This window comes from Luteimonas yindakuii (assembly GCF_004803715.2).
Classification (GTDB): domain Bacteria; phylum Pseudomonadota; class Gammaproteobacteria; order Xanthomonadales; family Xanthomonadaceae; genus Luteimonas; species Luteimonas yindakuii.
Genome location: NZ_CP039383.2, coordinates 2241983 through 2268205, shown reverse-complemented (window position 1 = coordinate 2268205; position 26223 = coordinate 2241983). Strand labels below are relative to the sequence as shown.

The window sequence follows — 26223 nt, the reverse complement described above, 5'->3', positions numbered from 1 at the left end:
GCCCCAGACTGCATGCCCCAGACCGATAGCGCCCTCATCACCAATGACATCGTCGTTTTCGGCCTGATCGCGGCCACGCTTGGCGCCATCTTCTGGCTGGCCAGCGGGCCCACGCCGTTCTGGAAGAAATTCTTCGCCTGGATACCGGCACTGCTGCTGTGCTACTTCGTGCCGGCGCTCTACAACACGGTCGGGTTGATCGACGGCGAGAACAGCGCGCTGTACAACCCGTTGGGCAGCCGCGTGCTGCTGCCCGCCGCGCTGGTGCTGCTGACGCTCTCCATCGACCTGAAGGGCATCCTCAAGCTCGGCCCGAAGCTGCTGTTCGTCTTCTGCGCCGGCACGGTGGGCATCATCCTCGGTGCGATCGTGTCGTTCCAGGTGATGGAGTGGATCCATCCACCTGCGGTGGCCGGCGACACCTGGCGCGGCATGGCGGCACTCGCCGGCAGCTGGATCGGCGGCGGTGCCAACATGGTGGCGATGCGCGAAGTCTATGAGGTGGACGCCACGCTGTTCGGCCAGTTCGCCGTGGTCGACGTGGCCATGGCCAGCGCGCTGATGGCGACGCTGCTCTTCATCGCAAACCGCTCGGAGCAGATCGACGCGCGCAGCGGGGCCGACACCCGTGCGCTCGACGAGATGAAGGAGCGGATGGCGGCGTACGAGGCGGCCAACGCGCGCATTCCCACGCTCACGGACCTGATGGTCATCGTCGGCCTCGCGTTCGGGCTCGTCGGCCTCGCGCATGCGATCGCCGAACCGCTGTCGGCCTGGTTCTCGGCCAATGTCGAATCCGCGGCGCAGTTCAGCCTTGACTCGTCTTTCGTGTGGGTGGTGCTGCTGTCCACCCTGGCCGGGCTGCTGCTGAGCTTCACCCGCGTGCGCAACCTGGAAAGCGCCGGCGCCTCCAAGGTCGGCACGGTGTGCCTGTACTTCCTGATCGCCTGCATCGGCATGCAGATGGACTTCACCCGCCTGTTCGAACGTTTCGAGCTCATCGCCATCGGCGCGATCTGGATGGCGGTGCACGTGCTGGTGATCTGGGGCGCGGCGCGCCTGGTGCGCGCGCCGATCTTCTATGCCGGCGTGGGCTCGATGGGCAACGTCGGTGCCGCGGCATCGGCCCCGGTGATCGCCGCCGCCTTCCATCCCAACCTGGCCCCGGTGGGCGTGCTGCTCGGCACCGTCGGCTACGCGACGGGCACCATCATTGCCTACTTCACCGGGCAGATCCTGCGGATGATGGCCGGGCAGTAGCGCGGTCCACCTGCGCCACCTTCTCCCGTTTGCGGGAGAAGGTGGGCGAAAGCGCGGGATGAGGGCGGGAAAGGCGCGTCCCTGCGTGGTGCGCGATGGGCCGGAAACGGCCCGTCGGTGGCCGCCTCACATGGCGACGTGCGCCGCCGTGGTCGTGGCTAGCAGCACCTGAAACCGCCACGCCCCCCGTACCGCGCCTCCTGCCGCTCGCGGAAGAAGGTGGGGTAGTCCATCGGCTCGCGGTCGGGGTGCTTTGCCAGCACGTGGCGCACGTAGTTGTCGTAGTCGGGGATGCCGCAGCACAGGCGCGCGGTCTGCACCAGTCGTCGCCACACCAGCTTCTGGGTGGCGAAGAACGAGACCGGAACCAGTTGCGTGCCCATCACAGCCACGCCTTCTGCTGTTCTTCCGACAGTGCCACGTACGCGGTCTCGCGATCGGTGCGCGTCGCGATGCCGCGCGCCTTCATGATCGAGCGCACCGAGTAGAACAGCACGCTGAACACCACGAACAGGAACAGCGTGGTCAGCCCGGCGTTGACGTACCCATTGATCACGACCTGCTGCATCTGCGCCATCGTCTTCGCCGCACCCAGCAGTTCGCCATTGGCGATCGCGTTCTGGTAGTGGCGGGCCTGCGCCACGAAGCCCATCGCCGGGTTGTCGTCGAAGATCTTCAGCAGGCCGGCGTAGGTGGTGCAGATCAGCAGCCAGACCGCCGGCACGATGGTCACCCACGCATAGCGCTCGCGCTTCATCTTGAACAGCACCACCGTGCACAGCATCAGCGCGATGCCGGCGAGCATCTGGTTGGCGATGCCGAACAGCGGCCACAACGTGTTGATGCCACCCAGCGGATCGACCACGCCCTGGTAGAGGAAGTAGCCCCACAGGGCGACGCAGCCCGCGGTGCCGACGACGTTGGCGCCCCAGGATTCGGTCCTGCGCAGCGCCGGTGCGAACGTGCCCAGCAGGTCCTGCAGCATGAAGCGGCCGGCGCGGGTGCCGGCATCCACCGCGGTGAGGATGAAGAGCGCCTCGAAGAGGATGGCGAAGTGGTACCAGAACGCCATCATCTCGTCGCCGCCGGGAAGCGCGTCATGCAGGATCACCGCGATGCCGACCGCCAGCGTGGGCGCGCCGCCCGCGCGCGAGATGATCGAGGCCTCGCCGATATCCCCGGCGGTCTTCGCCAGCATCTCCGGCGTCACGTGGAAGCCCCAGCTGCTGATCGTCGCCGCCACCTGCGCCGGGTCGGTGCCGATCGCCGCCGCCGGGCTGTTCATCGCGAAATAGATGCCCGGCTCGATGATCGCCGCGCCCACCAGCGCCATGATGGCGACGAACGATTCCATCAGCATGCCGCCGTAGCCGATGTAGCGCGCGTGGCGCTCGTTGGCCAGCAGCTTCGGCGTGGTGCCCGACGCGATCAGCGCGTGGAAACCCGAGACCGCGCCGCAGGCGATGGTGATGAACAGGAACGGGAAGATGTGGCCACGCCACACCGGGCCTTCGCCGCTGGCCGCGAACTGGGTCAGCGCCGGCATCTTCAGCGAGGTGACCTCGGGGCTGGCGATGACGATACCGAGTGCCAGCGCCACCACCACGCCGATCTTGAGGAAGGTGGACAGGTAGTCGCGCGGTGCCAGCAGCAGCCACACCGGCAGCACCGCCGCGACGAAGCCGTAGCCGATCAGCATCCAGGTGATCTGGGTGCCGGTGAAGGTGAAGAACGGACCCCAGTATTCGTGCGCGCCGACCCTGCCGCCGAACCAGATGGTGAACAGCAACAGCGCAATGCCGATGACCGAGATCTCGCCGATCCTGCCCGGGCGCAGGTAACGCATGTACAGGCCCATGAAGATCGCGATCGGCACCGTGGCGATCACCGTGAACATGCCCCACGGGCTTTCGGCCAGCGCCTTCACCACGATCATCGCCAGCACCGCGAGGATGATGATCATGATCATGAAAGCGCCGAACAGCGAGATCGTGCCGGCGACGGGCCCCATCTCCTCGCGGATCAGGTCACCGAGGGAACGGCCATCGCGGCGCGAGGAAATGAACAGGATCATGAAATCCTGCACGGCACCGGCGAGGACCACGCCGGCGACCAGCCACAGCACGCCGGGCAGGTAGCCCATCTGCATCGCCAGCACCGGGCCCACCAGCGGACCGGCACCTGCGATCGCCGCGAAGTGGTGGCCGAACAGCACGTGCTTGTTGGTCGGTACGTAATCCAGGCCGTCGTTGTGGACGTGGGCCGGCGTCGCCCGGGTCGGGTCGAGCTGCATCACGTGCCTGGCGATGTACAGGCCATAGAAACGGTAGGCGACCAGGTAGATCGAGACCGCGGCGACCACGATCCACAACGCGTTGATGGATTCGCCCCGTCGCAGCGCAACGGTGCCGAGACAGAATGCGCCGAGCAGGGCGAGCGCCGCCCAGGCCAGCTTCGAGAAGGCTTTCATGCGGGGCGGTCTCCAGGATGGACCCGGACAGCCTCTGCCTCGCACGTCGGGGGGTCAATACGCCGGAGCAGGCAGCCCCATAGACTTTGGTCGTAGCGCGCGTGCGCCTCGGCGCCGCGACAGCGGACGCGGGCCCGTTGCGCTTGCGGATCGCCGGCAACGACCGGCGGGTATCAGACCGCCGGCGGTACCGGCCGTGCCGGCAGTGCCCACCACCACGCGGCGTGCAGCGGCAACAGCAGCGCGATCCAGTGCACGTTGCGCTGCGGCTGCACCGGCAGCCAGTGCAGGAACAGGGCGATCACCGCCAGCGCGGCGATGACCGCGAGCAGCGGCCGCAGCAGGCGCGACGGCGCGCGGCCCCGCAGCAACCGCCAGGCATCGGGCAGCAGCAGCACGCACAGCGGGTTGAACAGCAGCAGGTTCTGGTTGTGCCAGCCGAAGCGGTGGGAGGTGCCCAGCCAGATGAAGGCCATCACCAGGCCCAGCACCGTGCAGAGACTCCAGAACACCAGCCCGGTGGCGGCCGCCGCGCGCGGGCGCCGGCGTGCGAGCGCGTGGATGCCGATCGCACCGGCAAGGCCGGCCAGCGCCCAGGGCCACCAGTTGCGTGGCGCGTCCGCAGGTTCGGGTGCGAGGCGATGCGGCAGCAGCTGCGTCTCCTCCGCCACCAGCGGCCGCCCGTCGTCGCGACGCAGGCCGCGCAGCGCGTCGGCCAGTCGCATCGGCACGAAGGCGTCCTCCCACAACGCGTTCGGCCGGTCGGCCAGCGGGCCGAGGCCGATGTCGAAACCGAGCCACATCCAAGTGGCCGGCGATGCCAGCCGCACCGCGTCGCCGCGGTAGGTGTTGCCGCGCGACCGCCCCTGCAAATGCCGCTGCAACAGGCCGTCGAGCGCGCCGTCGAGTGCGTCGCGCACGCGGGTGGAGCAGTTGTCTGTGAAGTAGTCGTAGCGGTAGCGCGCGTTTTCCGGCAGTGCGTTCTGCGCCAGGCGCGCGGCCAGTGCGGTGGCTTCGCCGGCGTCGAGATCCAGCCACTGGATCGACACGCCACGGCCGACATCACGGTAGTAGGCCAGGTCCTCCGCAAGCGGCAGCGCGACCAGCATGTATTCCATGTCGCCGCGCACGAAGTTGCCGACGAAACCGGGTTCCGTGAGGTCGAAGTAGCCGAAGTTGTACGACACCGGCGCCGGCAGTGCCGGGTCGTCGACCACGATGGCGTTGTGGCCGAAGCGCTCGAAGAAGATCTCGCCGGGCTGCATCGTCACCACGCCGATGCGCGGCGCCGCCTGCACGCTGAACGCGCAGGCCAGCAACAGCAGCATGCCGAGTTGCAGCAGGCGTCGCGACGCCAGGCGGGGTGCGCCGCGCACCCGGTCAGGCGTCCTGCAACGGATCGGCGTGCACGCTCACGTGCAGCGCATGCAGACGGCGCGAATCGGCGCGCGCCACGCGGAAGCCGAAGCGCCCCAGCGTCAGTTCCTCGCCGGCTTCCGGCAGGTGGCCGATGGCCGCGGTGACCAGGCCGCCGATGGTGTCGTATTCGTCATCGTCGAAGTCGGCGCCGAAGCGCTCGTTGAAGTCGCCGATCGGGGTCAGCGCGTTGACCAGGTACTGGCCATCCGCCTGCGCGGCGATCAGCGCGCCCGGGTCCTCGGCCTCGTCGTACTCGTCGTCGATCTCGCCGACGATCTCCTCGAGCACGTCCTCGATGGTGATCAGGCCGGCCACGCCGCCGTACTCGTCGATGACGATCGCCATGTGGTTGCGCGACTGCCGGAACTCGCGCAGCAGCACGTCCAGGCGCTTGGATTCGGGGATCAGCACCGCCGGACGCAGCAGCTCGCGGATGTTCACCGCCGGGCTGCCGGGCACCACGCCACGCAGCAGGTCCTTGGCGAGCAGGATGCCGAGGATCTCGTCGCGGTCCTCGCCATGCACCGGGAAGCGCGAGTGCCCGGAGTCCACGACCTCGCGCATGATGTCGGTGAAGTCGGTATCCAGCGCCAGCGCGACCATCTGCGAGCGCGGCACCATCACGTCGGCCACGCTCATGCCGGAGACGTTGATGGCGCCTTCCATCGTGCGCAGGGTGTCGGATTCGATCAGGCCGTCGGCCTGCGCATCGCGCAGGATCTCGACCAGATCCTCGCGGGTGGTCGGTTCGCCGGAGATCGCGGAACTGATCCGATCCAGCCAGCTGCGTCGTTTTTCCTGGGACTCGCCGGCGGCGTTGCTACTGTCGTCTTCTGACATCTCGGGGGGTGACATGGGCGCCCGGGGGGAGGGCGTCGAAGCGAAGTCTAGCGCGTCCGTCTGGCGCGGTGTCCAGCGGCGCGGCCGGTGCGGCGCTGGCGACGTCAGGCGCCGTACCCCGGGGCCGGCCAAGCACCGTTGTAAGTGTCGTTGCCGGGCGGCAGGTCGATCCACGGCGGTCTGGTCGACTGCCTCTGGCAGCGGGATGAACGGTCAGGAATCCGCGCGGTAGGGGTCGTCGACGCCAAGGCCGGCGAGAATCTCGCGCTCGAGCTGCTCCATCGCGTCGGCTTCGACATCGTTGTCGTGGTCCCAACCCAGCAGGTGCAGGACGCCGTGGACGGTCAGGTGGGCGTAATGGGCGTTGAGCGGCTTGCCCTGTTCGCGCGCCTCGCGCTCCACCACCGGGGCACAGATGACGAGGTCACCCAGCAGCGGCAGCCGCACCCCCGGCGGCAGGCCCTCGGGCAGGTCCGCGGGGAAACTGAGAACGTTGGTCGCGTAGTCCTTGCCGCGGTAATGGCGGTTCAGCGCCTGTCCTTCGGCGGTATCGACCACGCGGATCGCGAGGTCGGCCTGGAGGATGCGCCCCGCCAGCGCGGCGCCAGCCCAGCGGCGGAAGCTCGCCGCGGCCGGCACCCCCTTGCGTGGTACCGCATAGCCAACGGCGATATCGAGCTGGACAGGACCCTTGGTCATCGCCGCGATTGTAGGCGCAAGCCGGCGGGCGCGTCCGCGGCGCCAGCGCGCTCAGCCAGCGCCGGTTTCCGCATTGCGTGCATCGCGACGGTCGTAGGCGGTGACGATGCGCGCCACCAGCGGATGGCGCACCACATCGCGCGACTCGAAGAAGGTGAAGCTGACGCCCTCCACATCCTCCAGCACGTCGATGGCATCGCGCAGGCCCGACTTCATGTGCTTGGGCAGGTCGATCTGGGTGAGGTCGCCGGTGACCACCGCGGTGGAGCCGAAGCCCAGCCGGGTCAGGAACATCTTCATCTGTTCGATGGTGGTGTTCTGCGCTTCGTCGAGGATCACGAAGGCATCGTTGAGGGTGCGCCCGCGCATGTACGCCAGTGGCGCGATCTCGATGACGTTCTTCTCGAGCAGCTTGAGCACCTTCTCCACGCCGAGCATCTCGTACAGCGCGTCGTACAGCGGGCGCAGGTACGGATCGACCTTCTGGCTGAGGTCGCCGGGCAGGAAGCCGAGCTTCTCGCCGGCTTCCACCGCCGGGCGCACCAGCACCAGCCGCTGCACGCGCGCCTCGTTGAGCGCCTCGACGGCCATCGCCACCGCCAGGAAGGTCTTGCCGGTGCCGGCGGGGCCGACGCCGAAGTTGATGTCGTGGGTGGTGATGGCGTGCAGGTACTTGGCCTGGTTCGCACCGCGGCCGCGGATCGTGCCGCGCTTGACCCTGACCGCGACTTCCTGCGGCACGTATTCCTCCGCCGAGCGGGTCACGTTGGCGTCGGACAGGCGCAGGTTGATCGCCTGGTTGTCGAGGGTTTCGGTCTCGGTTTCCGCGTACAGCGCGCGCAGCAGGCGTTCGACCTGCTCGACGGTGCGGGTATCGCGACCGCTGACGCGGAAGATGTTGCCGCGGTTGGCGATCTCCACGCCGAGGCGCAGTTCGATCAGGCGCAGGTGGGCATCGAAAGGTCCGGCCAGGTTGGCGAGGCGTTCGCTGTCGGCAGGGTCGAGGACGAAATCGGAATGGGCTGGGCTTGGCATGGCGGGAAGATAACAGCCGACGATGTGGTCGCCGTGCAATGACCGGCGCGGGCGTCGGGTGCGTGATCGCTGCCGGGGAACGGGACGGTGGGGAGACCGATCGCCCCGGTCAGGGCGTCGCCGCGTCCACCGGTAGGGCCACCCGTCCACGCAGCGAGTTGCTCATCGCCTCGGTGACCAGCACATCGACGAACTGGCCGATCAACCGCTTCGGCGCCGGGAAGTTCACGAAGCGCATGTTTTCGGTGCGGCCGGTGAGCTCGCTGTCGCTCCTGCGCGACACGCCCTCCACCAGCACCCGCTGCACGCTGCCCACCATCGCCTCGTTGATCCGCCGCGCGTTGGCGTTGATCGCCGCCTGCAGGCGTTCCAGCCGCGCGTGCTTGACCGCGTCAGGCGTATCGTCCTCGAGGTCGGCCGCGGGCGTGCCCGGGCGACGCGAATAGATGAAGGAGAAGCTCTGGTCGAAGCCCACTTCCTCGATCAGCTTCATCGTCTTCTCGAAGTCGGCATCGGTCTCGCCGGGGAAGCCGACGATGAAATCCGACGACAGGCAGATGTCGGGCCGCACCGCGCGCAGTTTGCGCACCTTCTGCTTGAATTCCAGCGCGGTGTAGCCGCGCTTCATCGCCGCGAGGATGCGGTCGCTGCCCGACTGCACCGGCAGGTGCAGGAAATTGGCCAGCTGTGGCACGTCGCGGTAGGCCTCGATCAGCGAATCCGAGAACTCCAGCGGATGCGAGGTGGTGAAGCGGATGCGCTCGATGCCGTCGATCTCGGCGATGGTGCGGATCAGCAGGCCTAGGTCGGCGACGTCCACCGCATCGGCGCCCATCGGCCCGCGGTAGGCGTTGACGTTCTGCCCGAGCAGGGTGATCTCGCGCACGCCCTGCGCGGCCAGCTGCACCACCTCGACCAGCACGTCCTCGAACGGCCGGCTGACCTCCTCGCCGCGGGTGTAGGGCACCACGCAGAACGAGCAGTACTTGGAGCAGCCCTCCATGATCGAGACGAACGCGGTCGGGCCCTCGGCACGCGGCTCCGGCATCGCGTCGAACTTCTCGATCTCCGGGAAGCTGATGTCCACCTGCGGCCGGTCCTGCTCGCGGCGTGCGCGGATCAGCTCCGGCAGCCGGTGCAGGGTCTGCGGGCCGAACACCAGGTCGACGAACGGCGCGCGCCGGATGATCGCCTCGCCCTCCTGCGAAGCGACGCAGCCGCCCACGCCGATGATCACGTCGCGCCCGTTGGCCTTCAGAGCCTTCCAGCGACCGAGCTGGCTGAACACCTTCTCCTGCGCCTTCTCGCGGATCGAGCAGGTATTGACCAGGATCACGTCGGCGTCCTCGGCGCGGTCGGTGAGCTCCATGCCCTCGGCGGCGGCGAGCACGTCGGCCATGCGGTCCGAGTCGTACACGTTCATCTGGCAGCCGTGGGTCTGGATGTAGAGCCGCTTGGGGGCCGGGGCGCCCGCGGCCGGAGCGCGGCGCGGGGTGGCGAGCGGCAGGACGTCGCCGATGGCGGCCTGGGGGCGGGCTTCGATCGTGGTCATGGCGGTTCCGGGGGCGCGGCGCTGAGTCCGGGCCGGATTGGCGGGTGACGATGCCGGCGGTCGCCGGGCGCGCAGTGTACCGGGCGAGCGCGGCACGCCGCCGGATTTCACGGGGCCTTGGCAAGCCGCGTGTTTGCGGCGAGACTGCGCGCGATGGGGATCAAGGGGTTACTCGCATTCATCTGCCTGCTGGCGGCTGCTCCGGTGGCTGCGGGCACGCTGTACCGTTGCGACGCCGGCGACGGCGTGCCGCAATACGTCAGCAAGCGGGTGTCCGGCGCGCGGTGCAGCGTGGTCACCCGTTACGCGCCCGAGCGCAACCGGCCCGCGGCGGCCACGGCCGCGCCCGCCGCTGCCGGCAAGGTGATCGAGGCGGGGCGGGTGGAAGGTTCGCCGGCCACCATCAATGCCGGCGCCCCGGCGACTTTCATGGCGCAGCCAGCGTCCGCGCCTACCACCGTCGCCACCGCCGCCCCGGCACCTCCCGCCACGGCGAGGGCCACGCCGCGCCTCGTGCAGGGACAGGTGTACTCCTACATCAAGGATGGCGTGCGTCACTACACCAGCCGCCCACCGGCGCGTGGTTCGGGCGCGACGGCGATGCGGACCATCCAGTACAGCTTCATGGAGACCTGCCACGCCTGCGCGGCGCGGCCGGGCGTCAACTTCGGCACCGTGCGCCTCAATACCGATGCCTATGCCAGCGAGGTCCGCGCCGCGGCGCAGGAGTTCGGAGTGGAGGAAGCGATCGTGCGCGCGGTCATGCACGCCGAATCCGCGTTCAATCCCAATGCGCTGTCGCGTGCCGGGGCCCAGGGGCTGATGCAGTTGATGCCGGCGACGGCGCAGCGGTTCGGCGTCTCCAACGCCTTCGATCCCGCGCAGAACATCCGCGGCGGGGTGAGGTACCTGGCCTGGCTGCTGAAACGTTTCAATGGCGACCTGACGCTGGCTGCGGCGGGTTACAACGCCGGCGAGGGTGCGGTCGACCGCCACGGCGGCGTGCCGCCCTACAGCGAAACCCAGCGCTACGTGCAGCGCGTCGCAGTGCTGTCCGACCGTTACCGGGGCCACCTCACCAGTGCAGGTGCCCCCTGAGCATGCGGAAGCGGTCGGAGGCGTTGTGGGCCGATTCAGCGTTCCGCTACACTCCAGCGGCTTTATGCAACCGGTTCCGTTGCGGCGAACGCGCGCGGCAGCCAATGACCCAACAGCTACCGATCCAGGTTTGCGGAGTACCGGATGGCGAATGAAACGGTGATCCAGCCCCTCCCGGGCGAGGAATCAGTCAATACGGGCCGACGCCGGTTCCTGACCGCCACCACGGCGGTGGTCGGCGCAGTGGGCGTCGTCGGCGTCGCAGTGCCCTTCATCAAGTCGTGGAACCCGAGCGCGCGCGCGCTGCTCGCGGGTGCCCCGGTCACGGTGGACATCAGCGCATTGCAGGAAGGACAGCGGCTGATCCTCGAATGGCGCGGGCAGCCGATCTGGATCGTCAAGCGCTCGCAGGCGATCCTCGAAGCGTTGCCCACGCTCGACGACGAGCTGCGCGACCCGAATTCGGAGAACGTCGACCAGCAGCCGGAGTACGTGCGCGCGGCGAACCCGACGCTGCGCTCGATGCGCCCGGAAATCTCGGTGCTGGTCGGGCTGTGCACCCATCTGGGCTGCTCGCCGGAGATGGCCGCCGAAATCCGCCCCGAACCGTTCGATGCCAACTGGAAGGGCGGCTACTTCTGCCCCTGCCACAAGTCGAAGTTCGACATGGCCGGCCGCGTCTACCAGGGCGTGCCGGCGCCGACCAACCTGGTCGTGCCGCCGCATTACTACGCCGACGAGACCACCATCGTCATCGGCGTCGATCCGCAGGGAGCCGCATAAATGGCCAACGTCGACGACAAGGCCTCCGCGCCCAACAATCCGGTCATCGCCGTCATCGCGGCGGCCCGCGCGTGGTTCGACGACCGCACGCCGGGCCTGATGCCGGCCTACCGCAAGCACATGACGGAGTACTTCGCACCGAAGAACTTCAACGTCATGTACTACTTCGGCTCGCTGGCGATGCTGGTGCTGGTCAACCAGATCGTGACCGGCATCTTCCTCACGATGCACTACAAGCCGTCGGCGGCCGAGGCGTTCTCCTCGGTCGAGTACATCATGCGCGACGTGGAGTGGGGCTGGCTGATCCGCTACATGCACTCCACCGGTGCATCGCTGTTCTTCATCGTGGTCTACCTGCACATGTTCCGCGGGTTGATGTACGGCAGCTACCAGCGTCCGCGTGAACTGGTGTGGATCCTGGGCATGCTGATCTACCTGGTGCTGATGGCCGAGGCGTTCCTGGGTTACGTGCTGCCCTGGGGCCAGATGTCGTTCTGGGGCGCGAAGGTGATCATCTCGCTGTTCGGTGCGTTCCCGGTGATCGGCAACGGCCTGACCGAGTGGATCATGGGCGACTACCTGCCCTCCGACGCCACCCTCAACCGCTTCTTCGCCCTGCACGTGATCGCGCTGCCGCTGGTGCTGCTGCTGCTGGTCGTGCTGCATCTGGGAGCGCTGCACGAGGTCGGGTCCAACAACCCCGATGGCGTCGACGTGAAGTACGGGCCGAAGGGCAACCGCTGGTCGAAGACCGCGCCGGCGGACACCATCCCGTTCCATCCGTACTACACGGTCAAGGACATCGTCGGCGTCGGCTTCCTGCTGTTGCTGGCCGCCTTCATCATCTTCTTCGCACCGGAATTCGGCGGCTGGTTCCTCGAGCACGACAACTTCGTCGAGGCCAACCCGCTGGTGACGCCCGCGCACATCAAGCCGGTCTGGTACTACACCCCGTACTACGCGATGTTGCGCGTGGTCCCGGACAAGCTCGCCGGCGTGCTGGTGATGTTCGGCGCGATCGCGATCCTGTTCTTCGTGCCCTGGCTCGACCGTGCGCGGGTGAAGTCGTACCGCTACCGCGGCCTGATGTCGAAGGTGCTGCTTGGCCTGTTCGCGATCGCCTTCGTGTGGCTGGGCAAGATCGGCGCCGGCCCGGGTACCGATCCGGTGGAGACGATCATCGGCCGCTTCCTGACCTTCTATTACTTCGCGTTCTTCCTCACCATGCCGTTGTGGACCAAATGGGACAAGACCAAGCCTGTGCCGGAGCGGGTGACGACGCATGACTAAGCAGCCCCTCGCCTTCCTCCGCCGCGCCGCGGTCCTTGCAGGCGGCATGCTGCTGTCCCTCGGCGCGCTTGCGGCCGATCCCGGCACCGCACTGCAGCAGTCGGGCACCGACATCACCGACCGCGGGTCGCTGCAGCGTGGCGCCCAGTTGTTCATGAACTACTGTTCGGGCTGCCATTCGCTGAAGTACCTGCGCTACTCGCGCATGGCCGACGACCTCGGCCTGAGCGAGGAAGAGGTGATGGAGAACCTCAACTTCAGCGGCGCGGCCTTCGGCGAGCACATCGTCTCGTCGATGCCGGCCAGCCACGCCGATGGCTGGTTCGGCAAGGCACCGCCGGACCTGTCGCTGGTGGTGCGTACGAAGATCGGCGGCCCGGACTGGGTGTACACCTTCCTCAAGAGCTTCTACCAGGACGAGGAGGCGGTGCTGGGCTGGAACAACCGCCTGTTCCCGAACGTCGCCATGCCCAACGCGTTGTGGGAACTGCAGGGTCTCCAGCGCCCGGTCTACGGTGCGCCGGATGCGATCGGCCAGCCGGTGGTGGAGTCGCTGCAGCAGGCGCAGCCGGGCAGGCTGTCGGAAGTCGAGTTCGACCGCGCCGTGCGCGACATCACCGCGTTCCTCGAATACGCCGCCGAGCCCGCCGCGCTCAAGCGCCAGGGCGTCGGGGTCTGGGTGATCTTCTTCCTGGCGTTCTTCACCTTCCTCGCGTGGTTGCTGAAGAAGGAGTACTGGCGCGACGTCCACTGACGCGCGGTTGCGGACAGCCCGCCGATGGCGGGCGGGCCCGGGTGAGCCGAGCGGGGAGCGGGCTGACGCGGTAACCGTGACGACCCTCCGCACGGGGCGGATGGCGTCGATGCGATCGGCGGATACCGGTCGTTGGGAGACACGATGATGGCGTCGAGCCTGCGTATGCGTCATGCACTGACCCTGTTTTCCGCCGTCGACGACGTGCTGTGCCACCGCGTCCGGTTGGTGCTCGCCGCCAAGGGCGTCACCTACGACCTGATCGCGGTGGATCCACAGGATCCGCCCGAAGACCTGATCGACCTGAACCCGTACCACTCGGTGCCCACGCTGGTCGAGCGCGACCTCGTGCTGTACGCGGCGACCGTCGTGTGCGAGTACATCGACGAGCGCTACCCGCACCCGCCGCTGATGCCGATCGACCCGCTGTCGCGCGCGCGCCTGCGCCTGGCGATGCTGCGGCTGGAGCACGACTGGGTTCCGCAGATCCAGGCCATCCAGTTCGGCAGCAAGCAGCAGGCCGATGCCGGCCGCAAACGCCTGCGCGAGCTGCTGACGGCCTCGGTGCCGCTGTTCAAGGCCAGCAAGTTCTTCCTCAGCGCGGAGATGAGCCTGGCCGATTGCGCGATCGCACCGATCATCTGGCGCCTGCAGGCGCTCGACGTGCCGCTGCCGAAGGATGGCAAGGCGATCGAGGACTACGGCAACCGCATCTTCCGCAACCCCGGATTCGCGCGCAGCCTGACGCCACAGGAACGCAACCTGCGCGAACTGCCCGCCTAGGGGTGGCGCGCGCGCTGCGCGCGGATGCGTGCGTCGATCGAGGGCCGCAGGGTGCCGGGTCGCGCCGACATCCGGGCTGCTCGCCGCTACACTTGCACCCATGAGCGAATCGCAGTTGCCGGCCATGACCAGCCATCGTCCGTACCTGTTGCGGGCGCTGTACGAGTGGATCGTGGACAACGGCATGACACCGCACATCCTCGTCGATGCCACGGGTCAGGGCGTGCGGGTGCCGCCGCATACCGTCAACGAAGGCCGTGTGGTGCTCAACATCGCCGAGCGCGCCGTCGCCCGGCTCGAGATGGACAACGAGAGCGTGCGCTTCACCGCGCGCTTTGGCGGCGTGAGCCAGTCGGTGCTGGTCCCCGTCGCCGCGGTGTTGGCGGTGTACGCGCGCGAGACCGGGCAGGGCATGGTGCTGCCCGACGACATCGCCGGCCACCCCCCGGAGCCGGGGGAGGACGCCGACCCGCCCACCGACGATGGCGAGGCGGGGCCGCCGGACGACGATCCGCCGCCACGGCGTGGTCACCTGCGGGTGGTGAAGTAACCGGCGCCGTGCGCGCCGGCCTGCGACCACGGCAAGCCGGTGATCAGCGCAGTGCCTGCACCACCTGCTCGCCGCCGACCGGCCCGACGAAGGCGACCAGCTCGTCGCCACGCAGCACCAGGCGGCCGACCGAACGCTCCACTCCGTCCTCCGAATACTCGAAGCGGAAGCTGCGCTCGAAACCCAGGCGGCCGTCGTCGCGACGCCGCAGCCGCAGCCCGCTGGCATGTACGGTCTGGTCCAGCCATTGCACGCCGGCCAGGCGGCAGGCTTCGCGGCCGATGCTCTCGGCACGTTCGGCCGCCGCACGCGCGGCACTCCACCAGGCGAACGCAGCGGCCCCCACAATCATCACGAAGATTAGATCGGACATGCCGCTAATGTGGCGACCGCCGCGCACGCCGGCAAGACAGGCACGCAATCCATGAGCAGCCAGGCCCTCAAACTCGTCTTCCCCGGCGGCGAGCACCCGCAGGTGCTGCTGTCGCCTGGCCGTAACAGGATCGGCTCCAGCGTCGACAACAGCATCGTCATCGATCGTCCCGGGGTGCGCCCGGAACATTGCGAACTGCAGGTCAACCTGCACGGCGTGATGCTGCGCGTGCCCGACGGCGTGGCGGTGGAGGTCAATGGGCGGCCGGTCGAGGGACTGATCGCGCTGCGGCCCGGCGATGTGGTCGGCTTCGACGAGGTGCAGGCGCGCCTGGTATCGCTGGAGGTTGCCGGCAGTGCGGCGCCCGCGGTGACCGGCGCGATGCCAGCCAACGACGACGCTCCCGCCGCCACCGCGATACGCCCGGCGACGCCGCGCTATGTGTTGCGTGGCGTGTCCGGACGGACGTTCGGTCGCAGCTTCCCGGTCGTTGGCGACACCGTTGTGGGGCGCGCGCCCGAATGCACGCTGCGCTTCGACGAGGACGGCCTTTCGCGGCTGCATGTGCGACTGGAGCCGCTGCTGGACGGCATGCGCGTGCAGGACCTCGGTTCCACCAACGGTACCTACGTCAACGGGCGACGCGTGCAGATGGCACTTGCACGCCATGGGGACGAGATCGGCCTCGACCGCCTGCGCTTCCGCCTGCTGGCGCCGGGCCGCAGCGAAGCGCTGGCAGAAGAAGTCGCGCCGGTCGCGCGTGTGGGCCGCGTGCGCTGGGTGCTTGCCGCTGCCGCGCTGGTCGCCATGGCCGCCATTGCACTCGTGGCGGTTGCCTGAGGAGCGTGCAGACGCGCCAGGCGATGCCCGTCAGCCTGGCGGCGGCCCCAGCTTCATCGAGAGGTCGATGGCGCGCAGGTGTTTGGTCAGCGCGCCGATCGAGATGACGTCCACGCCGTCCGCGGCGATGGCGCGCACCATGTCGAGGTCGACGCCACCCGAGACTTCCAGCGGAATCCGGCCCTCGTAGGGTGCCCCGCGCGCGATCCGCACGGCTTCGCGCCGCATGCGGGTGTCGAAATCGTCGATCAGGATGCGTTCGCAGCCGGCGTCGAGCGCTTCGCGCAACTGCGCCAGCGTTTCCACCTCCACCACCAGCGGAAGACCGGGTGACTGCGTGCGCGCGGCGGCGATGGCCGCGGTCACCGAACCCGCCACGCGGACATGGTTCTCCTTGAGCATCACCGTGTCGTACAGCCCCATGCGGTGGTTGTCGCCACCTCCGGCACGCACTGCGTACTTCTGCGCCTGGCGCAGCCCGGGAAGGGTCTTGCGGGTATCGAGGATGCGCGTCCCGGTGCCTGACACCGCCCGCACGTAGGCGGCCGTGGTGGTCGCGGTGCCGCTGAGGGTCTGCAGGAAGTTGAGCCCGCTGCGTTCGCCGGTCACCAGCGCGCGGCTGCGGCCGGCAAGCGTGGCCACCACGGTGCCCGCGCGTACGTGGTCACCCTCCGCGATCCGCCATTCGATGCGGACCTGCGGATCAAGTGCGCGGTGGCAGGTATCGAACCACGGCCGGCCGCAGACCACCGCGTCCTCCTTGCACAGCACATAGGCGACCTCGGGCACGTCGGGAAGCAACGCTGCGGTGACGTCTCCGTCGCCGATGTCCTCCGCGAGTGCACGGGCGACGTCGGCATCGACGTCCGCCGTTGCCGGCGGTTGCAGCCGGAGGCTCATCGTGTGGGTGCGGCCGGGAAACCCTCGACCTGGCCGGTGGCGATGGCCTCCTCGACCAGCAGCACCGGGATGCCATCATCGACCCGGTAGACGCGCTTGTGGTCGCGCGTCACCAGTGCCGCCCGCAACGGGGTGGACTGTGTTGCACCGTCATCACGTTGCACCGTGCCCGTGGCGATCGCGCGGTTGAGCGCGTCCAGGCCCGCATTGTCGAGCAGCGCAAGTGGCTGGCGGCTGGCAGGGCAGACGAGGATGTCGAGCAGCTTGCGGTCCATGGGGCGGCGATTCCGGTGCGTGATCGAAGGCCGAAAAGCGTAACACCTTGCCGCGACGGCGCTTTCTCCGCACAGAGCGTTGCTGGACGGGACAAGGCCGCCGGGTGCGCCGCGTGTGGATCCGCGCTGCAATCGCGAGCGGGTCTCCATCGCAACGCGAACCGCCTAGAATGCGCGTTTCGGTCCGGAATCCACCATGTCCGCCAATTCTCCCGGCCCGCTCGTCGGCATCGTGATGGGCTCGAGGTCCGACTGGGACACCATGCAGCCCGCCGCCGAGCGCCTCGCCGCACTCGGCGTGCCGCACGAAGTGCGTGTCGTGTCCGCGCACCGTACCCCGGACGCGATGTTCGACTATGCCGAACAGGCGCAGGCGCGTGGCCTGCGCGCGATCATCGCCGGCGCCGGCGGCGCCGCGCACCTGCCGGGCATGCTGGCCGCCAAGACCGCAGTGCCGGTGCTGGGCGTTCCGGTCCAGTCCAAAGCGCTGAACGGCCTCGACTCGCTGCTGTCGATCGTGCAGATGCCCGCGGGCGTCCCGGTGGCGACGTTCGCCATCGGCAGGGCCGGAGCCGCCAATGCAGCACTGTTCGCCGCGGCGATGCTGGGTGACCACCCGCATATCGCCCGGGCGCTGGCGGACTTCCGCGCACGCCAGACCGAAGAGGTCGCGCGCAATGACGATCCACGCATCGACACGCCACCGACCGGGTTCGCATGACGACCGTCGGTATCCTGGGTGGCGGCCAACTCGCCCGCATGCTGGTCCTGGCGGGTGCACCGCTGGGCCTGCGGTTCCTGGTGCTCGATCCGGCGGCCGATGCCTGCGCAGGGCAATGCGCGCCGCTGCTGGTCGGTGGCTACGACGATGAAGCCGCGCTGGCCGAGTTCGCCAACCGCATCGACGTGGCGACTTTCGACTTCGAGAACGTGCCCGCCGACAGCGCGCGCAGGCTGGCAGCGCGCGTGCCGGTGTTTCCCGGTCCCGAGGCGCTGGCCATGGCGCAGGACCGGCTGGTGGAGAAGTCGCTGTTCCGCGAGCTCGGCATCCCGGTGCCGGCGTTTGCCGACGTCGACTCACGTGACGCGCTGGATGTCGCGGTGGCCGAGGTCGGCCTGCCGTGCATCCTCAAGACCCGCCGGCTGGGTTACGACGGCAAGGGACAGTTCCGCATCCGCGACGCCGACGATCTCGACCGCGCGTGGGAGGCGCTGGGCGGGCAGGCGCGGCGCGTGGGCCTGATTGCCGAAGCGTTCGTGCCGTTCGACCAGGAGTATTCGGTGGTCGCCGTGCGCGGCCGCGACGGCGAGTTCCGCGCGTGGCCGCTGACCGCGAACTGGCATGTCGACGGCGTGCTGTCGGCCAGCCTTGCGCCGGCGGAGGTCCCGGCAGCGCTCACGGCGCAGGCGCAGGCCCATGCCCGCGCGCTGGCCGAACGGCTCGACTACGTCGGTGTGTTCGCGCTCGAGTTGTTCTGTCGCGATGGCGAGCTGCTCGCCAACGAGATGGCCCCCCGCGTGCACAACTCGGGCCACTGGACCATCGAGGGCGCCGAGACTTCGCAGTTCGAGAATCACCTGCGTGCCGTGCTCGGCCTGCCGCTGGGTGCGACGGCCGCGCGCGGTCATGCCTGCATGCTGAACTGGATCGGTGCGATGCCCGACGCCGGACCCGTGCTGGCGGAGGCCGGCGGGCACTGGCACGACTACGGCAAGCAGGCGCGCGATGGCCGCAAGGTCGGCCATGCCACGGTGCGCACCGATCGCGCCACCGATCTGGCCGAGGTGCTTGCCCGTGTCGGTGCCGCGCTCGGGCGCGAGGCGCAGGTGCAGCCGGTGGTCGAAACGCTGCGCGGATAGGTGGCGCACGTCCGCAGGGCGGCGGCGGGTGTGTCAGCCCGCTACCTGCGGACTCCTCCAGCGGCCGCGGAGCCCTGGGCCGCCCTAGGACCCGGCTACCGCCATCCGCGAGGCGACGAAATTCCAGTTCACCAGTTGCCACCACGCGGCGAGGTAGCGCTCGCGCTGGTCGCGGTAATCCAGGTAGTACGCGTGTTGCCACAGGCAGCAGGCGAGCAACGGGCGGTCGGGGCCGGTCAGCGGCGTGACTGCATTGGGCGTCGCGGCGATTCCCAGCCGCCCGTCGCGTCGCTGCACCAGCCACGCCCAGCCGGCACCGAACCCCCGCAGCGCCGCGGCATCGAACTGCTGCCGGAGTACGTCGAGGCTGCCGAAGGAAGCGTCGATCGCCGATGCCAACGGCCCGCGTGGTTCGCCGCCGCCAGCCGTGGGCGGTGCCATGCAGCGCCAGTAGAAGTCCGTATTCCAGGCCTGCGCGGCATGCTCGAACAACCGGCCCTGGGCGCGGCGCACGATGTCCTCCATGGTCGCGTCTTCCAGTGGACTGCCGGCCAGCAGGGCATTGACGCGCTCGATGTCGGCGCGCTGGTGATGGGCGTGGTGCTGTTCGACGGTCTCCCCGGACAGGTGCGGCTCGAGCGCGGTGTGAGGGTAGGGCAGGGCGGGGAGTTCGATGGGCATCCGGGGCGGCCGTGGGTGCTCGGTGGGCGTCAGCGCTTACAATGGGCGATTCTAATCCACGCCCCGCCAGTGGCCGCCGCGATCGCGTCGCGGTGCCAGGCGACGCAGGAGCCGTCATGTCGGTGATGCAGCGCATCCAGTCCGCAGTCGAGGCGCATCCCATCGTGCTCTTCATGAAGGGCACCCCCGAATATCCGATGTGCGGCTTTTCGAGCCGCGCCGTCGAGACCCTGCGTGCGGCCGGACTCGATGACGCGCAGCTGCACGTGGTCAATGTGCTGGAAGACCCGGACGTCCGGGCCAACCTGCCGCGCTTCTCGAACTGGCCGACGTTCCCGCAGCTGTTCATCCATGGCGAACTCATCGGTGGCTGCGACATCACCGTCGAGCTGCACGAATCGGGGGAGCTCGCGCGCATGGTGGCCGAGGTCCGCAGCGCGTGAGCACGCCCGCGCCGTTGCCCCTGCCGCAGGTCCTGCCGCTGCGCGATCGCGTGGTCCTGGTCACCGGCGCATCCGGTGGGCTCGGCGCCGCCGCGGCGCGCGCGTGTGCCGATGCCGGTGCGCGCGTGGTGCTGCTGGGCCGCAAGGTGCCACGGCTCAACCGCGTCCACGATGCGATCGTCGCGGCTGGCGGCGACGCCTCGCTCTATCCGCTCGACATGGAAGGTGCCGGCGCCGATGACTATGCCCAGCTCGCCGCGCGCGTCGATGACGCCTACGGGCGTCTCGATGGGGTCCTGCACTGTGCCGCGGAATTCCGCGGGCTCACGCCGCTCGACCATGCCGATCCGGCCGCATTCGCGCGCGCGGTGCACGTCAACCTCACCGCGCGCTGGTGGCTCACCCAGGCCTGCGTGCCGCTGTTGCGGCGTGCCGAAGACAGCGCCGTGGTGTTCGTGATGGACGACGTGGAGAGCAGCAACCAGGCGTTCTGGGGTGGCTACGGCATCGCCCAGCGCGGCCAGGAGGCGATGGTGGAGATGCTGCATCGCGAGCTCGCCAACGGTCCGGTGCGCATCAGTGGTCTGCGCCCCGGCCCGATGCGCACGCCGTTGCGCGCGCGCGCCTATGTCGACGGCGAGCACCTGGCGCGCGATCCGGCCGATTGCGCGCCGTCCTGCGTCGAGCTGCTGTCGGCGGCGGGCGCCGTACACCGCGGCACGGTATGGAGCCCGTCGCGATGACGGTGGCGTCGGCGGCACTGCTGCTGTTCCTGATCCTCGACCCGCTGGGCAACATCCCGGTCTTCCTCAGCATGCTGCGTCGCCTGCCGCCGCAGCGGCAGCGGATCGTGCTGGCGCGCGAGATGCTGATCGCGCTCGCGGTGCTGATGCTGTTCCTGTGGGGTGGCAAGTACGCGCTGGAGCTGATGCGGCTGCGCCAGGAATCGGTCTCCATTGCCGGCGGCATCATCCTGTTCCTGATCGGCATCCGCATGATCTTCCCCAGCCCGCAGGGGCTGATGGGCGAGATCCCCGACGGCGAGCCTTTCATCGTGCCGATGGCGATCCCGCTGGTGGCTGGCCCGTCCGGCATGGCCGCGGTCATGCTGATGGGCAGCACCGAGCCGGACCGGCTCGGTGAGTGGAGCCTGGCGCTGCTGATCGCCTGGGGCGCCACGGCGGCCATCCTGTTTTCGTCGACCTGGCTCTACAAGCTGCTCGGCATCCGCGCGCTCACCGCGCTCGAGCGCCTGATGGGCATGCTGCTGGTCGCGATCTCGGTTCAGATGCTGCTCGACGGCATTGCCGGTTATTTCACCAGCGTGGCTGGTCCCGCCGGGTGAACGGACCATGACGAACACTATGGGCTGGTACGGGACACCAGTGCAAAAGCGTGCGGGGTCAACGACTTGCAGCTCGCCTTCGGGTCACGGCACTGTCACATTCCGCAACTAGCATGTTAATCTGTTGTTAACCGCTACGGGCTCCCAGCCCAGGGCACTGCAGGGGATCTGTTCCATCCGTCTCGGTCCCGTCCGGACTCCCCTGTCGGCTGTACGCAGCCACAACCTCCGCTCCGTTTCCCAACGTACCCTCGAGGCCCACACCATGAGTTCCAAGCACCGCGTCCGCCTGTCCCGGTTGTCGCTCGGTCTGTTCGTTGCCCTCGCCGCAGCGCCCGCTTTCGCACAGAGCACGTCCGCCGGTGTAGGCGGCCAGGTGCTGGGCCCGAACGGGCAGCCGGTCATCGGCGCGGAAGTGACCATCGTCCACACCGAGTCGGGCACCGTCAGCCGCGCCACGACCGATGCCAGCGGTCGTTACAACGCACGCGGCCTGCGCGTCGGTGGTCCGTACACGATCACGATCAACAAGGCGGGCGAGGGCACCAAGACCGAAGACAACGTCTACCTCAACCTCAACCAGGTCAACCAGGTCAACGCACAGCTCAGTGGTGACATGACCACGCTTGAGCGCGTTGTCGCCGTGGGCGTCGCCGGTGGCTCGGAGATCTTCAGCGCCACCAAGATGGGCACCGGCAGCAACGTGACCCGCGAGATGATCGAGGCTCTGCCGTCGGCCAACCGCAACATCCAGGACTACATCCGCCTCGACCCGCGCATCGCGCAAACCGACAAGGTCGACGGTTCGATCTCCGCCGGCGGCCAGAACTCGCGCTACAACGTGATCCGCATCGACGGCATCAGCTCCAACGACCCGTTCGGCCTGGAGTCGAACAACCTGCCGACTGCGCGCCAGCCCGTCTCGATGGATGCCATCGAGGAAATCAGCGTAGACCTCGCGAACTATGACGTAACCGTGGCTGGTGGTACCGGCGCGGTCGTCAATGCCGTGACGAAGTCGGGCACCAACGACTTCGGCGGCAGCGTGTATTACACGATGCGCGATGCCGACTGGGTGGCCGACGACCTCGACGAGAACGGCGGTGGTGGTTTCACCGGTTTCGAGAAGGAAGAGACCTGGGGCGCGACTCTCGGTGGTCCGCTGATCCGCGACCGTCTGTTCTTCTTCGCCAACTACGAGAAGTTCACTCGCAGCGCGCCGGGCACCAGCTACGCCGGCACGCCTTATGGTCGTGGCGACATCACCGATGCCGACATCGCACGCGTGCAGGCTGCAGCCCAGCGCTACGGCTTCGACGCCGGTGGCCTGACTGGTCCGGCCAACAAGACCGACGTCGAGGAATACGCGGTCAAGTTCGACTGGAATATCAACGACAACCATCGCGCCACCTTCCGTTACAGCAAGATGGAAGAGGTGGTGCCGAAGTTCCCCGCCATCCAGAACAGCAACATCTCGCTGAGCAGCCACTGGTACGACCAGGTGAAGTCGTTCGAGAGCCAGGTCGGTGAGCTCTTCAGCGACTGGTCGGAGAATTTCTCCACCGAGCTCAAGGTGTCGCGCCGCCAGTACGACTCGATTGCCAGCCCGTATGCGAACCTGCCGTACTTCCGCATCAACGGCTTCGGCAACAACTCGAACCTGCGCTTCGGTACCGAGCAGAACCGCCACGTCAACGTCATCGAAACCGACCAGCTGACCGCCTTCGGCGCGGCCAACTGGTACATCGGCGACCACACCGTGAAGTTCGGCTTCGATTACGAGAAGAACGAGGTCCTGAACTTCTACGGCCGCAACCTCAATGGCGTGTGGACCTTCAACAACCTCGCCGACTTCGAGGCGGGTCGCCCGAACCAGTACGAGCTGCGTGCGCCGCGTCCGGGTGGCAGCCTGGCCGACATCCCCGCGGACTACGAGATCAAGAACACCGCGTTCTTCCTCCAGGACACCTGGTTCGTCAACTACAACCTGAGCCTGATGTTCGGCCTGCGCTACGACAAGCCGTCGTTCGGCGGCCGTCCGATCTACAACCCGCGCATCCAGGAGCTGTACGGTCTCGACAACTCCAACACCGTCGATGATGGCCTCCTGCAGCCGCGCTTCGGCTTCAACTACACCTTCGACAGCGACCGCCCCACCCAGCTGCGTGGTGGCGTGGGCCTGTTCCAGGGTGCGAGCCCGAACGTGTGGCTGGCGGGTGCGTTCCAGAACACCGGCCTGAACTTCGTCGAGTACAACCTGCGCGGCGCGGCGATTCCCGCGTTCGACCCGACGCTTCCGCCGGCAACCCCGCCGGGCGGCAGCGCCCTGCTGGTTGCCGACATCATGGAGCCGGGCCTTAAGCTGCCGTCGGTGTGGAAGGCCAACCTCGCTTTCGATCACGAACTGCCGTGGTACGGCATCGTGGCGTCGGCAGAGGCGCTGTTCACCAAGAACAATGATGCGCTGTGGTTCGACCGCGTGGACGTCGGTGCACCGACCGCCATCGGCCAGGACGGCCGTCAGATCTACTGGAACGCAGCCGGTCGAAACCCGGCAAATGCCGGCCGCTTCGGCATCGAGCACGGCGGCGCAGTGAGCAACCGTGCCAACAAGCCGAGCGACGTCAACCAGGCGATCGTAGTGCGCAACAACTCAGAGGGCAGCGCCCAGCAGTTCACGCTGAGCCTGAACAAGCCGATGGTTGAAAACTGGTCGTGGACGGTGGGCTATACCTACACGCACGCCACCGACTTCAGCCCGGCGACCAGCTCGCAGAACTCGTCGAACTGGAACAACACCCTGGTCTTCCAGACCAACCAGCCGGAGGCCTATAACTCGCGTTATGCGATCAAGGACCGCTTCACCGGCGTGCTGACCTGGCAGAAGGCGTTCTTCGGCGACAACAAGACCTCGGTCTCGATGTTCTATGAAGGTCGCTCGGGTCGTCCGTTCAGCTACATCTTCTACAACGACGTCAACGGCGACAGCGCCACGACCAACGACCTGTTCTACGTGCCCAACGGCTACGGCGACGTGCTGTTCACCGGCGGTGCGGCCATGGAACAGTCGTTCTTCGACTGGTTGAACCAGAACCCGGAGCTCAAGAGCTACCAGGGCGGCGTTGCCCCGGCAAACGCGTTCCGCGCCAGCTGGGTCAACAGCTTCGACGTCCGCATCAGCCAGGAATTCCCGGGCTTCATGGACGGCCATAAAGCCGAGGTGTCGCTCGACATCATGAATTTCGGCAACCTGCTCAACAAGGACTGGGGCCACATCAACGACTACGGCTTCTTCGCCACCCGTCGCGTGGCCAACTACGCGGGTATCGATCCGGCCACCGGCAAGTACGTCTACAACTTCACCGGTTCGACGGACAACGAGTCCCTGCAGGAAGTGAACAACGACGGTGTCAATACCGCCGTGTCGCGCTGGTCGGTCATGCTGGGCCTGCGCTACCGCTTCTGATCCATCGCAATAGCTGCAATACGGATCGGCCGGGCTTGCCCGGCCGTTTCCGTTTGGCCGCAGGGCTGCGCTACAGTTCGCCGGCTGACACGACGAAACGACAAGAAGAGAGACATGGCAGAACGGAACGAGGCATCGACGATGCCGGTGGTGAATGCGCGGATCTATCCCAGCGGCAGCCTGGACGTGCTGTCGCGCGAGGAGGTCGCGCGGCTGAAGGATGCCTCGAGCGGCGGGCTGCACGACCTGCTGCGTCGCTGCGCGCTGGCGGTGCTGACCAGTGGCAGCGCCAGTGACGACCCGCGCGCTGCGCAGGAGCTGTATCCCGGATTCGACATCCAGGTGCTGCAGCAGGACCGGGGCGTACGCATCGAGCTCATCGATGCGCCGGCGATGGCCTTCGTCGATGGCGAGATCATCCGCGGCGTCGCCGAACTGCTGTTCGCGGTGGTGCGCGACCTCGCGTATCGCGCGATCGAGTTCGACGATTGCGCAGAGGAGCAACAGGATTCGGAAGGCATCACCAACGAGATCTTCGGCCTGCTGCGCAACGCGCGCCTGCTGCAGCCGGCGGACCCGAACCTGGTCGTGTGCTGGGGCGGCCACTCGATCAATCGCGACGAGTACGAGTACGCCAAACTGGTCGGTTACGAGCTCGGCCTGCGCGGCATGGACATCTGCACGGGCTGCGGCCCCGGTGCGATGAAGGCGCCGATGAAGGGCGCCAACGTGGCGCATGCCAAGCAGCGCCGCACCGAGTCGCGCTACATCGGCATCACCGAGCCCGGCATCATCGCCGCGGAGTCGCCGAACCCGATCGTCAACCACCTGGTGATCATGCCGGACATCGAGAAGCGCCTCGAATCGTTCGTCCGGCTCGGCCACGGCATCATCGTGTTTCCCGGCGGCGTGGGCACCGCGGAGGAGATCCTCTATCTCCTGGGGCTGCTGATGCGCGAGGAGAACGCGGACGTGCCGTTCCCGCTGATCCTCACCGGCCCGACCGCGTCGGCGCCGTATTTCGAGCAGATCGACCAGTTCCTGCGCCTGACGCTGGGCGACGCGGCGACATCGCGCTACGAGATCATCGTTGCCGATCCCGCGCAGGTCGCGCGTCGCATGGCCGCCGGCATCAAGCGCGTGCGCTCGCATCGCATCGAGCACAAGGATTCGTTCTACTTCAACTGGTCGATGACGATCCCGCTGGAATTCCAGCAGCCGTTCGTGCCCACCCACGAGGCGATGGCGTCCTTGAACCTGCACCGCGGCCGCAAGCCGCACGAACTCGCTGCCGACCTGCGCCGTGCGTTCTCCGGCATCGTCGCGGGCAACGTCAAGGAAGACGGCATGCGCCGGGTGGAGGAGCACGGCCCGTTCCAGATCCACGGCGACCCCGACTTCATGCAGGCGCTCGATGCGCTTCTGCAGGCGTTCGTCGCCCAGCGCCGGATGAAGATCTCCGGCCAGTACCGGCCGTGCTACGAGGTGGTGGTCTGACAGGCATTCC

26 protein-coding genes are annotated in these 26223 nt (G+C 68.0%); 15 read left to right on the top strand and 11 right to left on the bottom strand.

The features are described from left to right. The first annotated feature begins 12 nt into the window (after window positions 1–12). A complete protein-coding gene (locus E5843_RS10470) occupies window positions 13–1260 on the top strand; it encodes a DUF819 family protein (protein WP_136412606.1) in 1248 nt (415 codons plus the stop codon). A gap of 158 nt (window positions 1261–1418) precedes the next feature. On the opposite strand, the gene E5843_RS10465 is transcribed toward E5843_RS10470, so the two are convergent. The 7 genes from E5843_RS10465 to miaB all read right to left on the bottom strand — a co-directional run bounded on the left by E5843_RS10465 (window position 1419) and on the right by miaB (window position 9275). Next, on the bottom strand, window positions 1419–1643 hold the full coding sequence (locus E5843_RS10465) for a YbdD/YjiX family protein (protein WP_136412605.1): 225 nt from the start codon (window positions 1641–1643) through the stop codon (window positions 1419–1421). Beyond that, window positions 1643–3730 (bottom strand): carbon starvation CstA family protein, encoded by a 2088-nt coding sequence (locus E5843_RS10460; RefSeq protein WP_136412604.1) that lies wholly within the window; start codon window positions 3728–3730, stop codon window positions 1643–1645. Before E5843_RS10460 ends, E5843_RS10465 begins: the two co-directional genes overlap by 1 nt. A 173-nt stretch (window positions 3731–3903) precedes the next feature. Then, on the bottom strand, window positions 3904–5058 hold the full coding sequence (locus E5843_RS10455; RefSeq protein ID WP_141066170.1) for a lipoprotein N-acyltransferase Lnb domain-containing protein: 1155 nt from the start codon (window positions 5056–5058) through the stop codon (window positions 3904–3906). Window positions 5059–5110: 52 nt separating this feature from the next. Continuing rightward, complete coding sequence (locus E5843_RS10450) at window positions 5111–5989, bottom strand: CorC family transporter (protein ID WP_134673894.1); 879 nt, start codon at window positions 5987–5989, stop codon at window positions 5111–5113. A gap of 213 nt (window positions 5990–6202) precedes the next feature. Then, the gene (ybeY, locus tag E5843_RS10445; protein ID WP_134673893.1) at window positions 6203–6688 is read right to left on the bottom strand and encodes an rRNA maturation RNase YbeY; all 486 of its coding nucleotides are present in this window, start codon (window positions 6686–6688) and stop codon (window positions 6203–6205) included. 51 nt (window positions 6689–6739) lie between these two features. Next, on the bottom strand, window positions 6740–7723 hold the full coding sequence (locus E5843_RS10440) for a PhoH family protein (RefSeq protein WP_136412603.1): 984 nt from the start codon (window positions 7721–7723) through the stop codon (window positions 6740–6742). A gap of 109 nt (window positions 7724–7832) precedes the next feature. After that, the gene (gene miaB / locus E5843_RS10435; RefSeq protein ID WP_136412602.1) at window positions 7833–9275 is read right to left on the bottom strand and encodes a tRNA (N6-isopentenyl adenosine(37)-C2)-methylthiotransferase MiaB; all 1443 of its coding nucleotides are present in this window, start codon (window positions 9273–9275) and stop codon (window positions 7833–7835) included. 153 nt (window positions 9276–9428) lie between these two features. Here miaB and E5843_RS10430 point away from each other — a divergent pair, with 153 nt between their 5' ends. From E5843_RS10430 to E5843_RS10405, 6 genes are all read left to right on the top strand, one after another. Then, the gene (locus E5843_RS10430) at window positions 9429–10373 is read left to right on the top strand and encodes a lytic transglycosylase domain-containing protein (protein WP_136412601.1); all 945 of its coding nucleotides are present in this window, start codon (window positions 9429–9431) and stop codon (window positions 10371–10373) included. Window positions 10374–10517: 144 nt separating this feature from the next. Next, a complete protein-coding gene (gene petA, locus E5843_RS10425; protein WP_136412600.1) occupies window positions 10518–11156 on the top strand; it encodes a ubiquinol-cytochrome c reductase iron-sulfur subunit in 639 nt (212 codons plus the stop codon). A 99-nt stretch (window positions 11157–11255) separates the two neighbouring features. Continuing rightward, window positions 11256–12446 carry a cytochrome b gene (locus E5843_RS10420; RefSeq protein ID WP_243733118.1) on the top strand — a complete coding sequence of 397 codons (1191 nt, stop codon included), beginning with the start codon at window positions 11256–11258 and terminating at the stop codon, window positions 12444–12446. Further along, window positions 12439–13200: a cytochrome c1 gene (locus E5843_RS10415; RefSeq protein WP_134673888.1), complete on the top strand. Its 762-nt coding sequence runs from the start codon at window positions 12439–12441 to the stop codon at window positions 13198–13200. Before E5843_RS10420 ends, E5843_RS10415 begins: the two co-directional genes overlap by 8 nt. A gap of 147 nt (window positions 13201–13347) precedes the next feature. Then, a complete protein-coding gene (locus E5843_RS10410) occupies window positions 13348–13983 on the top strand; it encodes a glutathione S-transferase N-terminal domain-containing protein (protein ID WP_134673887.1) in 636 nt (211 codons plus the stop codon). Window positions 13984–14083: 100 nt separating this feature from the next. Next, complete coding sequence (locus E5843_RS10405; RefSeq protein ID WP_136412598.1) at window positions 14084–14533, top strand: ClpXP protease specificity-enhancing factor; 450 nt, start codon at window positions 14084–14086, stop codon at window positions 14531–14533. Between the two features lie 43 nt (window positions 14534–14576). On the opposite strand, the gene E5843_RS10400 is transcribed toward E5843_RS10405, so the two are convergent. After that, window positions 14577–14906, bottom strand: a complete 330-nt coding sequence (locus E5843_RS10400) for a DUF3301 domain-containing protein (RefSeq protein ID WP_134673885.1) — start codon at window positions 14904–14906, stop codon at window positions 14577–14579. 51 nt (window positions 14907–14957) lie between these two features. Here E5843_RS10400 and E5843_RS10395 point away from each other — a divergent pair, with 51 nt between their 5' ends. Next, complete coding sequence (locus E5843_RS10395; protein WP_136412597.1) at window positions 14958–15746, top strand: FHA domain-containing protein; 789 nt, start codon at window positions 14958–14960, stop codon at window positions 15744–15746. 30 nt (window positions 15747–15776) lie between these two features. Here E5843_RS10395 and nadC read toward each other — a convergent pair whose 3' ends face one another. Both nadC and E5843_RS10385 read right to left on the bottom strand, forming a co-directional pair. After that, on the bottom strand, window positions 15777–16646 hold the full coding sequence (gene nadC / locus E5843_RS10390) for a carboxylating nicotinate-nucleotide diphosphorylase (RefSeq protein ID WP_136412596.1): 870 nt from the start codon (window positions 16644–16646) through the stop codon (window positions 15777–15779). Continuing rightward, window positions 16643–16921 carry a Trm112 family protein gene (locus E5843_RS10385; protein ID WP_136412595.1) on the bottom strand — a complete coding sequence of 93 codons (279 nt, stop codon included), beginning with the start codon at window positions 16919–16921 and terminating at the stop codon, window positions 16643–16645. Before E5843_RS10385 ends, nadC begins: the two co-directional genes overlap by 4 nt. Window positions 16922–17117: 196 nt before the next feature. Between E5843_RS10385 and purE the strand changes: the two genes are divergently transcribed. Both purE and E5843_RS10375 read left to right on the top strand, forming a co-directional pair. Then, complete coding sequence (gene purE, locus E5843_RS10380; RefSeq protein WP_136412594.1) at window positions 17118–17642, top strand: 5-(carboxyamino)imidazole ribonucleotide mutase; 525 nt, start codon at window positions 17118–17120, stop codon at window positions 17640–17642. Then, complete coding sequence (locus E5843_RS10375) at window positions 17639–18781, top strand: 5-(carboxyamino)imidazole ribonucleotide synthase (protein ID WP_136412593.1); 1143 nt, start codon at window positions 17639–17641, stop codon at window positions 18779–18781. Before purE ends, E5843_RS10375 begins: the two co-directional genes overlap by 4 nt. A gap of 84 nt (window positions 18782–18865) precedes the next feature. Here E5843_RS10375 and E5843_RS10370 read toward each other — a convergent pair whose 3' ends face one another. Next, window positions 18866–19462, bottom strand: coding sequence for a superoxide dismutase (locus E5843_RS10370; protein ID WP_136412592.1), 597 nt, complete (start codon window positions 19460–19462; stop codon window positions 18866–18868). 116 nt (window positions 19463–19578) lie between these two features. Here E5843_RS10370 and grxD point away from each other — a divergent pair, with 116 nt between their 5' ends. The 5 genes from grxD (at window position 19579) to ppnN (ending at window position 26213) form a co-directional block, all read left to right on the top strand. Continuing rightward, window positions 19579–19905, top strand: a complete 327-nt coding sequence (grxD, locus tag E5843_RS10365) for a Grx4 family monothiol glutaredoxin (protein ID WP_134673878.1) — start codon at window positions 19579–19581, stop codon at window positions 19903–19905. Continuing rightward, entirely contained in the window at window positions 19902–20648 is a 747-nt protein-coding gene (locus E5843_RS10360; RefSeq protein WP_244240768.1) for an SDR family NAD(P)-dependent oxidoreductase, read from the top strand. The genes grxD and E5843_RS10360 overlap by 4 nt, the downstream gene beginning before the upstream one ends. Then, window positions 20645–21250 (top strand): YhgN family NAAT transporter, encoded by a 606-nt coding sequence (locus tag E5843_RS10355; RefSeq protein WP_134673877.1) that lies wholly within the window; start codon window positions 20645–20647, stop codon window positions 21248–21250. Before E5843_RS10360 ends, E5843_RS10355 begins: the two co-directional genes overlap by 4 nt. Before the next feature lie 265 nt (window positions 21251–21515). Then, window positions 21516–24716 carry a TonB-dependent receptor gene (locus E5843_RS10350; RefSeq protein WP_141065977.1) on the top strand — a complete coding sequence of 1067 codons (3201 nt, stop codon included), beginning with the start codon at window positions 21516–21518 and terminating at the stop codon, window positions 24714–24716. A 114-nt stretch (window positions 24717–24830) separates the two neighbouring features. Then, window positions 24831–26213 carry a nucleotide 5'-monophosphate nucleosidase PpnN gene (gene ppnN, locus E5843_RS10345; RefSeq protein WP_136412590.1) on the top strand — a complete coding sequence of 461 codons (1383 nt, stop codon included), beginning with the start codon at window positions 24831–24833 and terminating at the stop codon, window positions 26211–26213. Window positions 26214–26223 lie beyond the last annotated feature (10 nt).

Coding starts and splice junctions, on each gene's coding strand:
- miaB (WP_136412602.1), bottom strand. CDS start 9,275: ATGACCACGATCGAAGCCCGCCCCCAGGCCGCCATCGGCGACGTCCTG.
- E5843_RS10455 (WP_141066170.1), bottom strand. CDS start 5,058: ATGCTGCTGTTGCTGGCCTGCGCGTTCAGCGTGCAGGCGGCGCCGCGC.
- E5843_RS10350 (WP_141065977.1), top strand. CDS start 21,516: ATGAGTTCCAAGCACCGCGTCCGCCTGTCCCGGTTGTCGCTCGGTCTG.
- petA (WP_136412600.1), top strand. CDS start 10,518: ATGGCGAATGAAACGGTGATCCAGCCCCTCCCGGGCGAGGAATCAGTC.
- nadC (WP_136412596.1), bottom strand. CDS start 16,646: ATGAGCCTCCGGCTGCAACCGCCGGCAACGGCGGACGTCGATGCCGAC.
- ybeY (WP_134673893.1), bottom strand. CDS start 6,688: ATGACCAAGGGTCCTGTCCAGCTCGATATCGCCGTTGGCTATGCGGTA.
- E5843_RS10430 (WP_136412601.1), top strand. CDS start 9,429: ATGGGGATCAAGGGGTTACTCGCATTCATCTGCCTGCTGGCGGCTGCT.
- E5843_RS10370 (WP_136412592.1), bottom strand. CDS start 19,462: ATGCCCATCGAACTCCCCGCCCTGCCCTACCCTCACACCGCGCTCGAG.
- E5843_RS10465 (WP_136412605.1), bottom strand. CDS start 1,643: ATGGGCACGCAACTGGTTCCGGTCTCGTTCTTCGCCACCCAGAAGCTG.
- E5843_RS10400 (WP_134673885.1), bottom strand. CDS start 14,906: ATGTCCGATCTAATCTTCGTGATGATTGTGGGGGCCGCTGCGTTCGCC.
- E5843_RS10355 (WP_134673877.1), top strand. CDS start 20,645: ATGACGGTGGCGTCGGCGGCACTGCTGCTGTTCCTGATCCTCGACCCG.
- ppnN (WP_136412590.1), top strand. CDS start 24,831: ATGGCAGAACGGAACGAGGCATCGACGATGCCGGTGGTGAATGCGCGG.
- E5843_RS10395 (WP_136412597.1), top strand. CDS start 14,958: ATGAGCAGCCAGGCCCTCAAACTCGTCTTCCCCGGCGGCGAGCACCCG.
- E5843_RS10420 (WP_243733118.1), top strand. CDS start 11,256: ATGCCGGCCTACCGCAAGCACATGACGGAGTACTTCGCACCGAAGAAC.
- E5843_RS10460 (WP_136412604.1), bottom strand. CDS start 3,730: ATGAAAGCCTTCTCGAAGCTGGCCTGGGCGGCGCTCGCCCTGCTCGGC.
- E5843_RS10415 (WP_134673888.1), top strand. CDS start 12,439: ATGACTAAGCAGCCCCTCGCCTTCCTCCGCCGCGCCGCGGTCCTTGCA.
- purE (WP_136412594.1), top strand. CDS start 17,118: ATGTCCGCCAATTCTCCCGGCCCGCTCGTCGGCATCGTGATGGGCTCG.
- E5843_RS10440 (WP_136412603.1), bottom strand. CDS start 7,723: ATGCCAAGCCCAGCCCATTCCGATTTCGTCCTCGACCCTGCCGACAGC.
- E5843_RS10450 (WP_134673894.1), bottom strand. CDS start 5,989: ATGTCAGAAGACGACAGTAGCAACGCCGCCGGCGAGTCCCAGGAAAAA.
- grxD (WP_134673878.1), top strand. CDS start 19,579: ATGTCGGTGATGCAGCGCATCCAGTCCGCAGTCGAGGCGCATCCCATC.
- E5843_RS10470 (WP_136412606.1), top strand. CDS start 13: ATGCCCCAGACCGATAGCGCCCTCATCACCAATGACATCGTCGTTTTC.
- E5843_RS10405 (WP_136412598.1), top strand. CDS start 14,084: ATGAGCGAATCGCAGTTGCCGGCCATGACCAGCCATCGTCCGTACCTG.
- E5843_RS10375 (WP_136412593.1), top strand. CDS start 17,639: ATGACGACCGTCGGTATCCTGGGTGGCGGCCAACTCGCCCGCATGCTG.
- E5843_RS10385 (WP_136412595.1), bottom strand. CDS start 16,921: ATGGACCGCAAGCTGCTCGACATCCTCGTCTGCCCTGCCAGCCGCCAG.
- E5843_RS10410 (WP_134673887.1), top strand. CDS start 13,348: ATGGCGTCGAGCCTGCGTATGCGTCATGCACTGACCCTGTTTTCCGCC.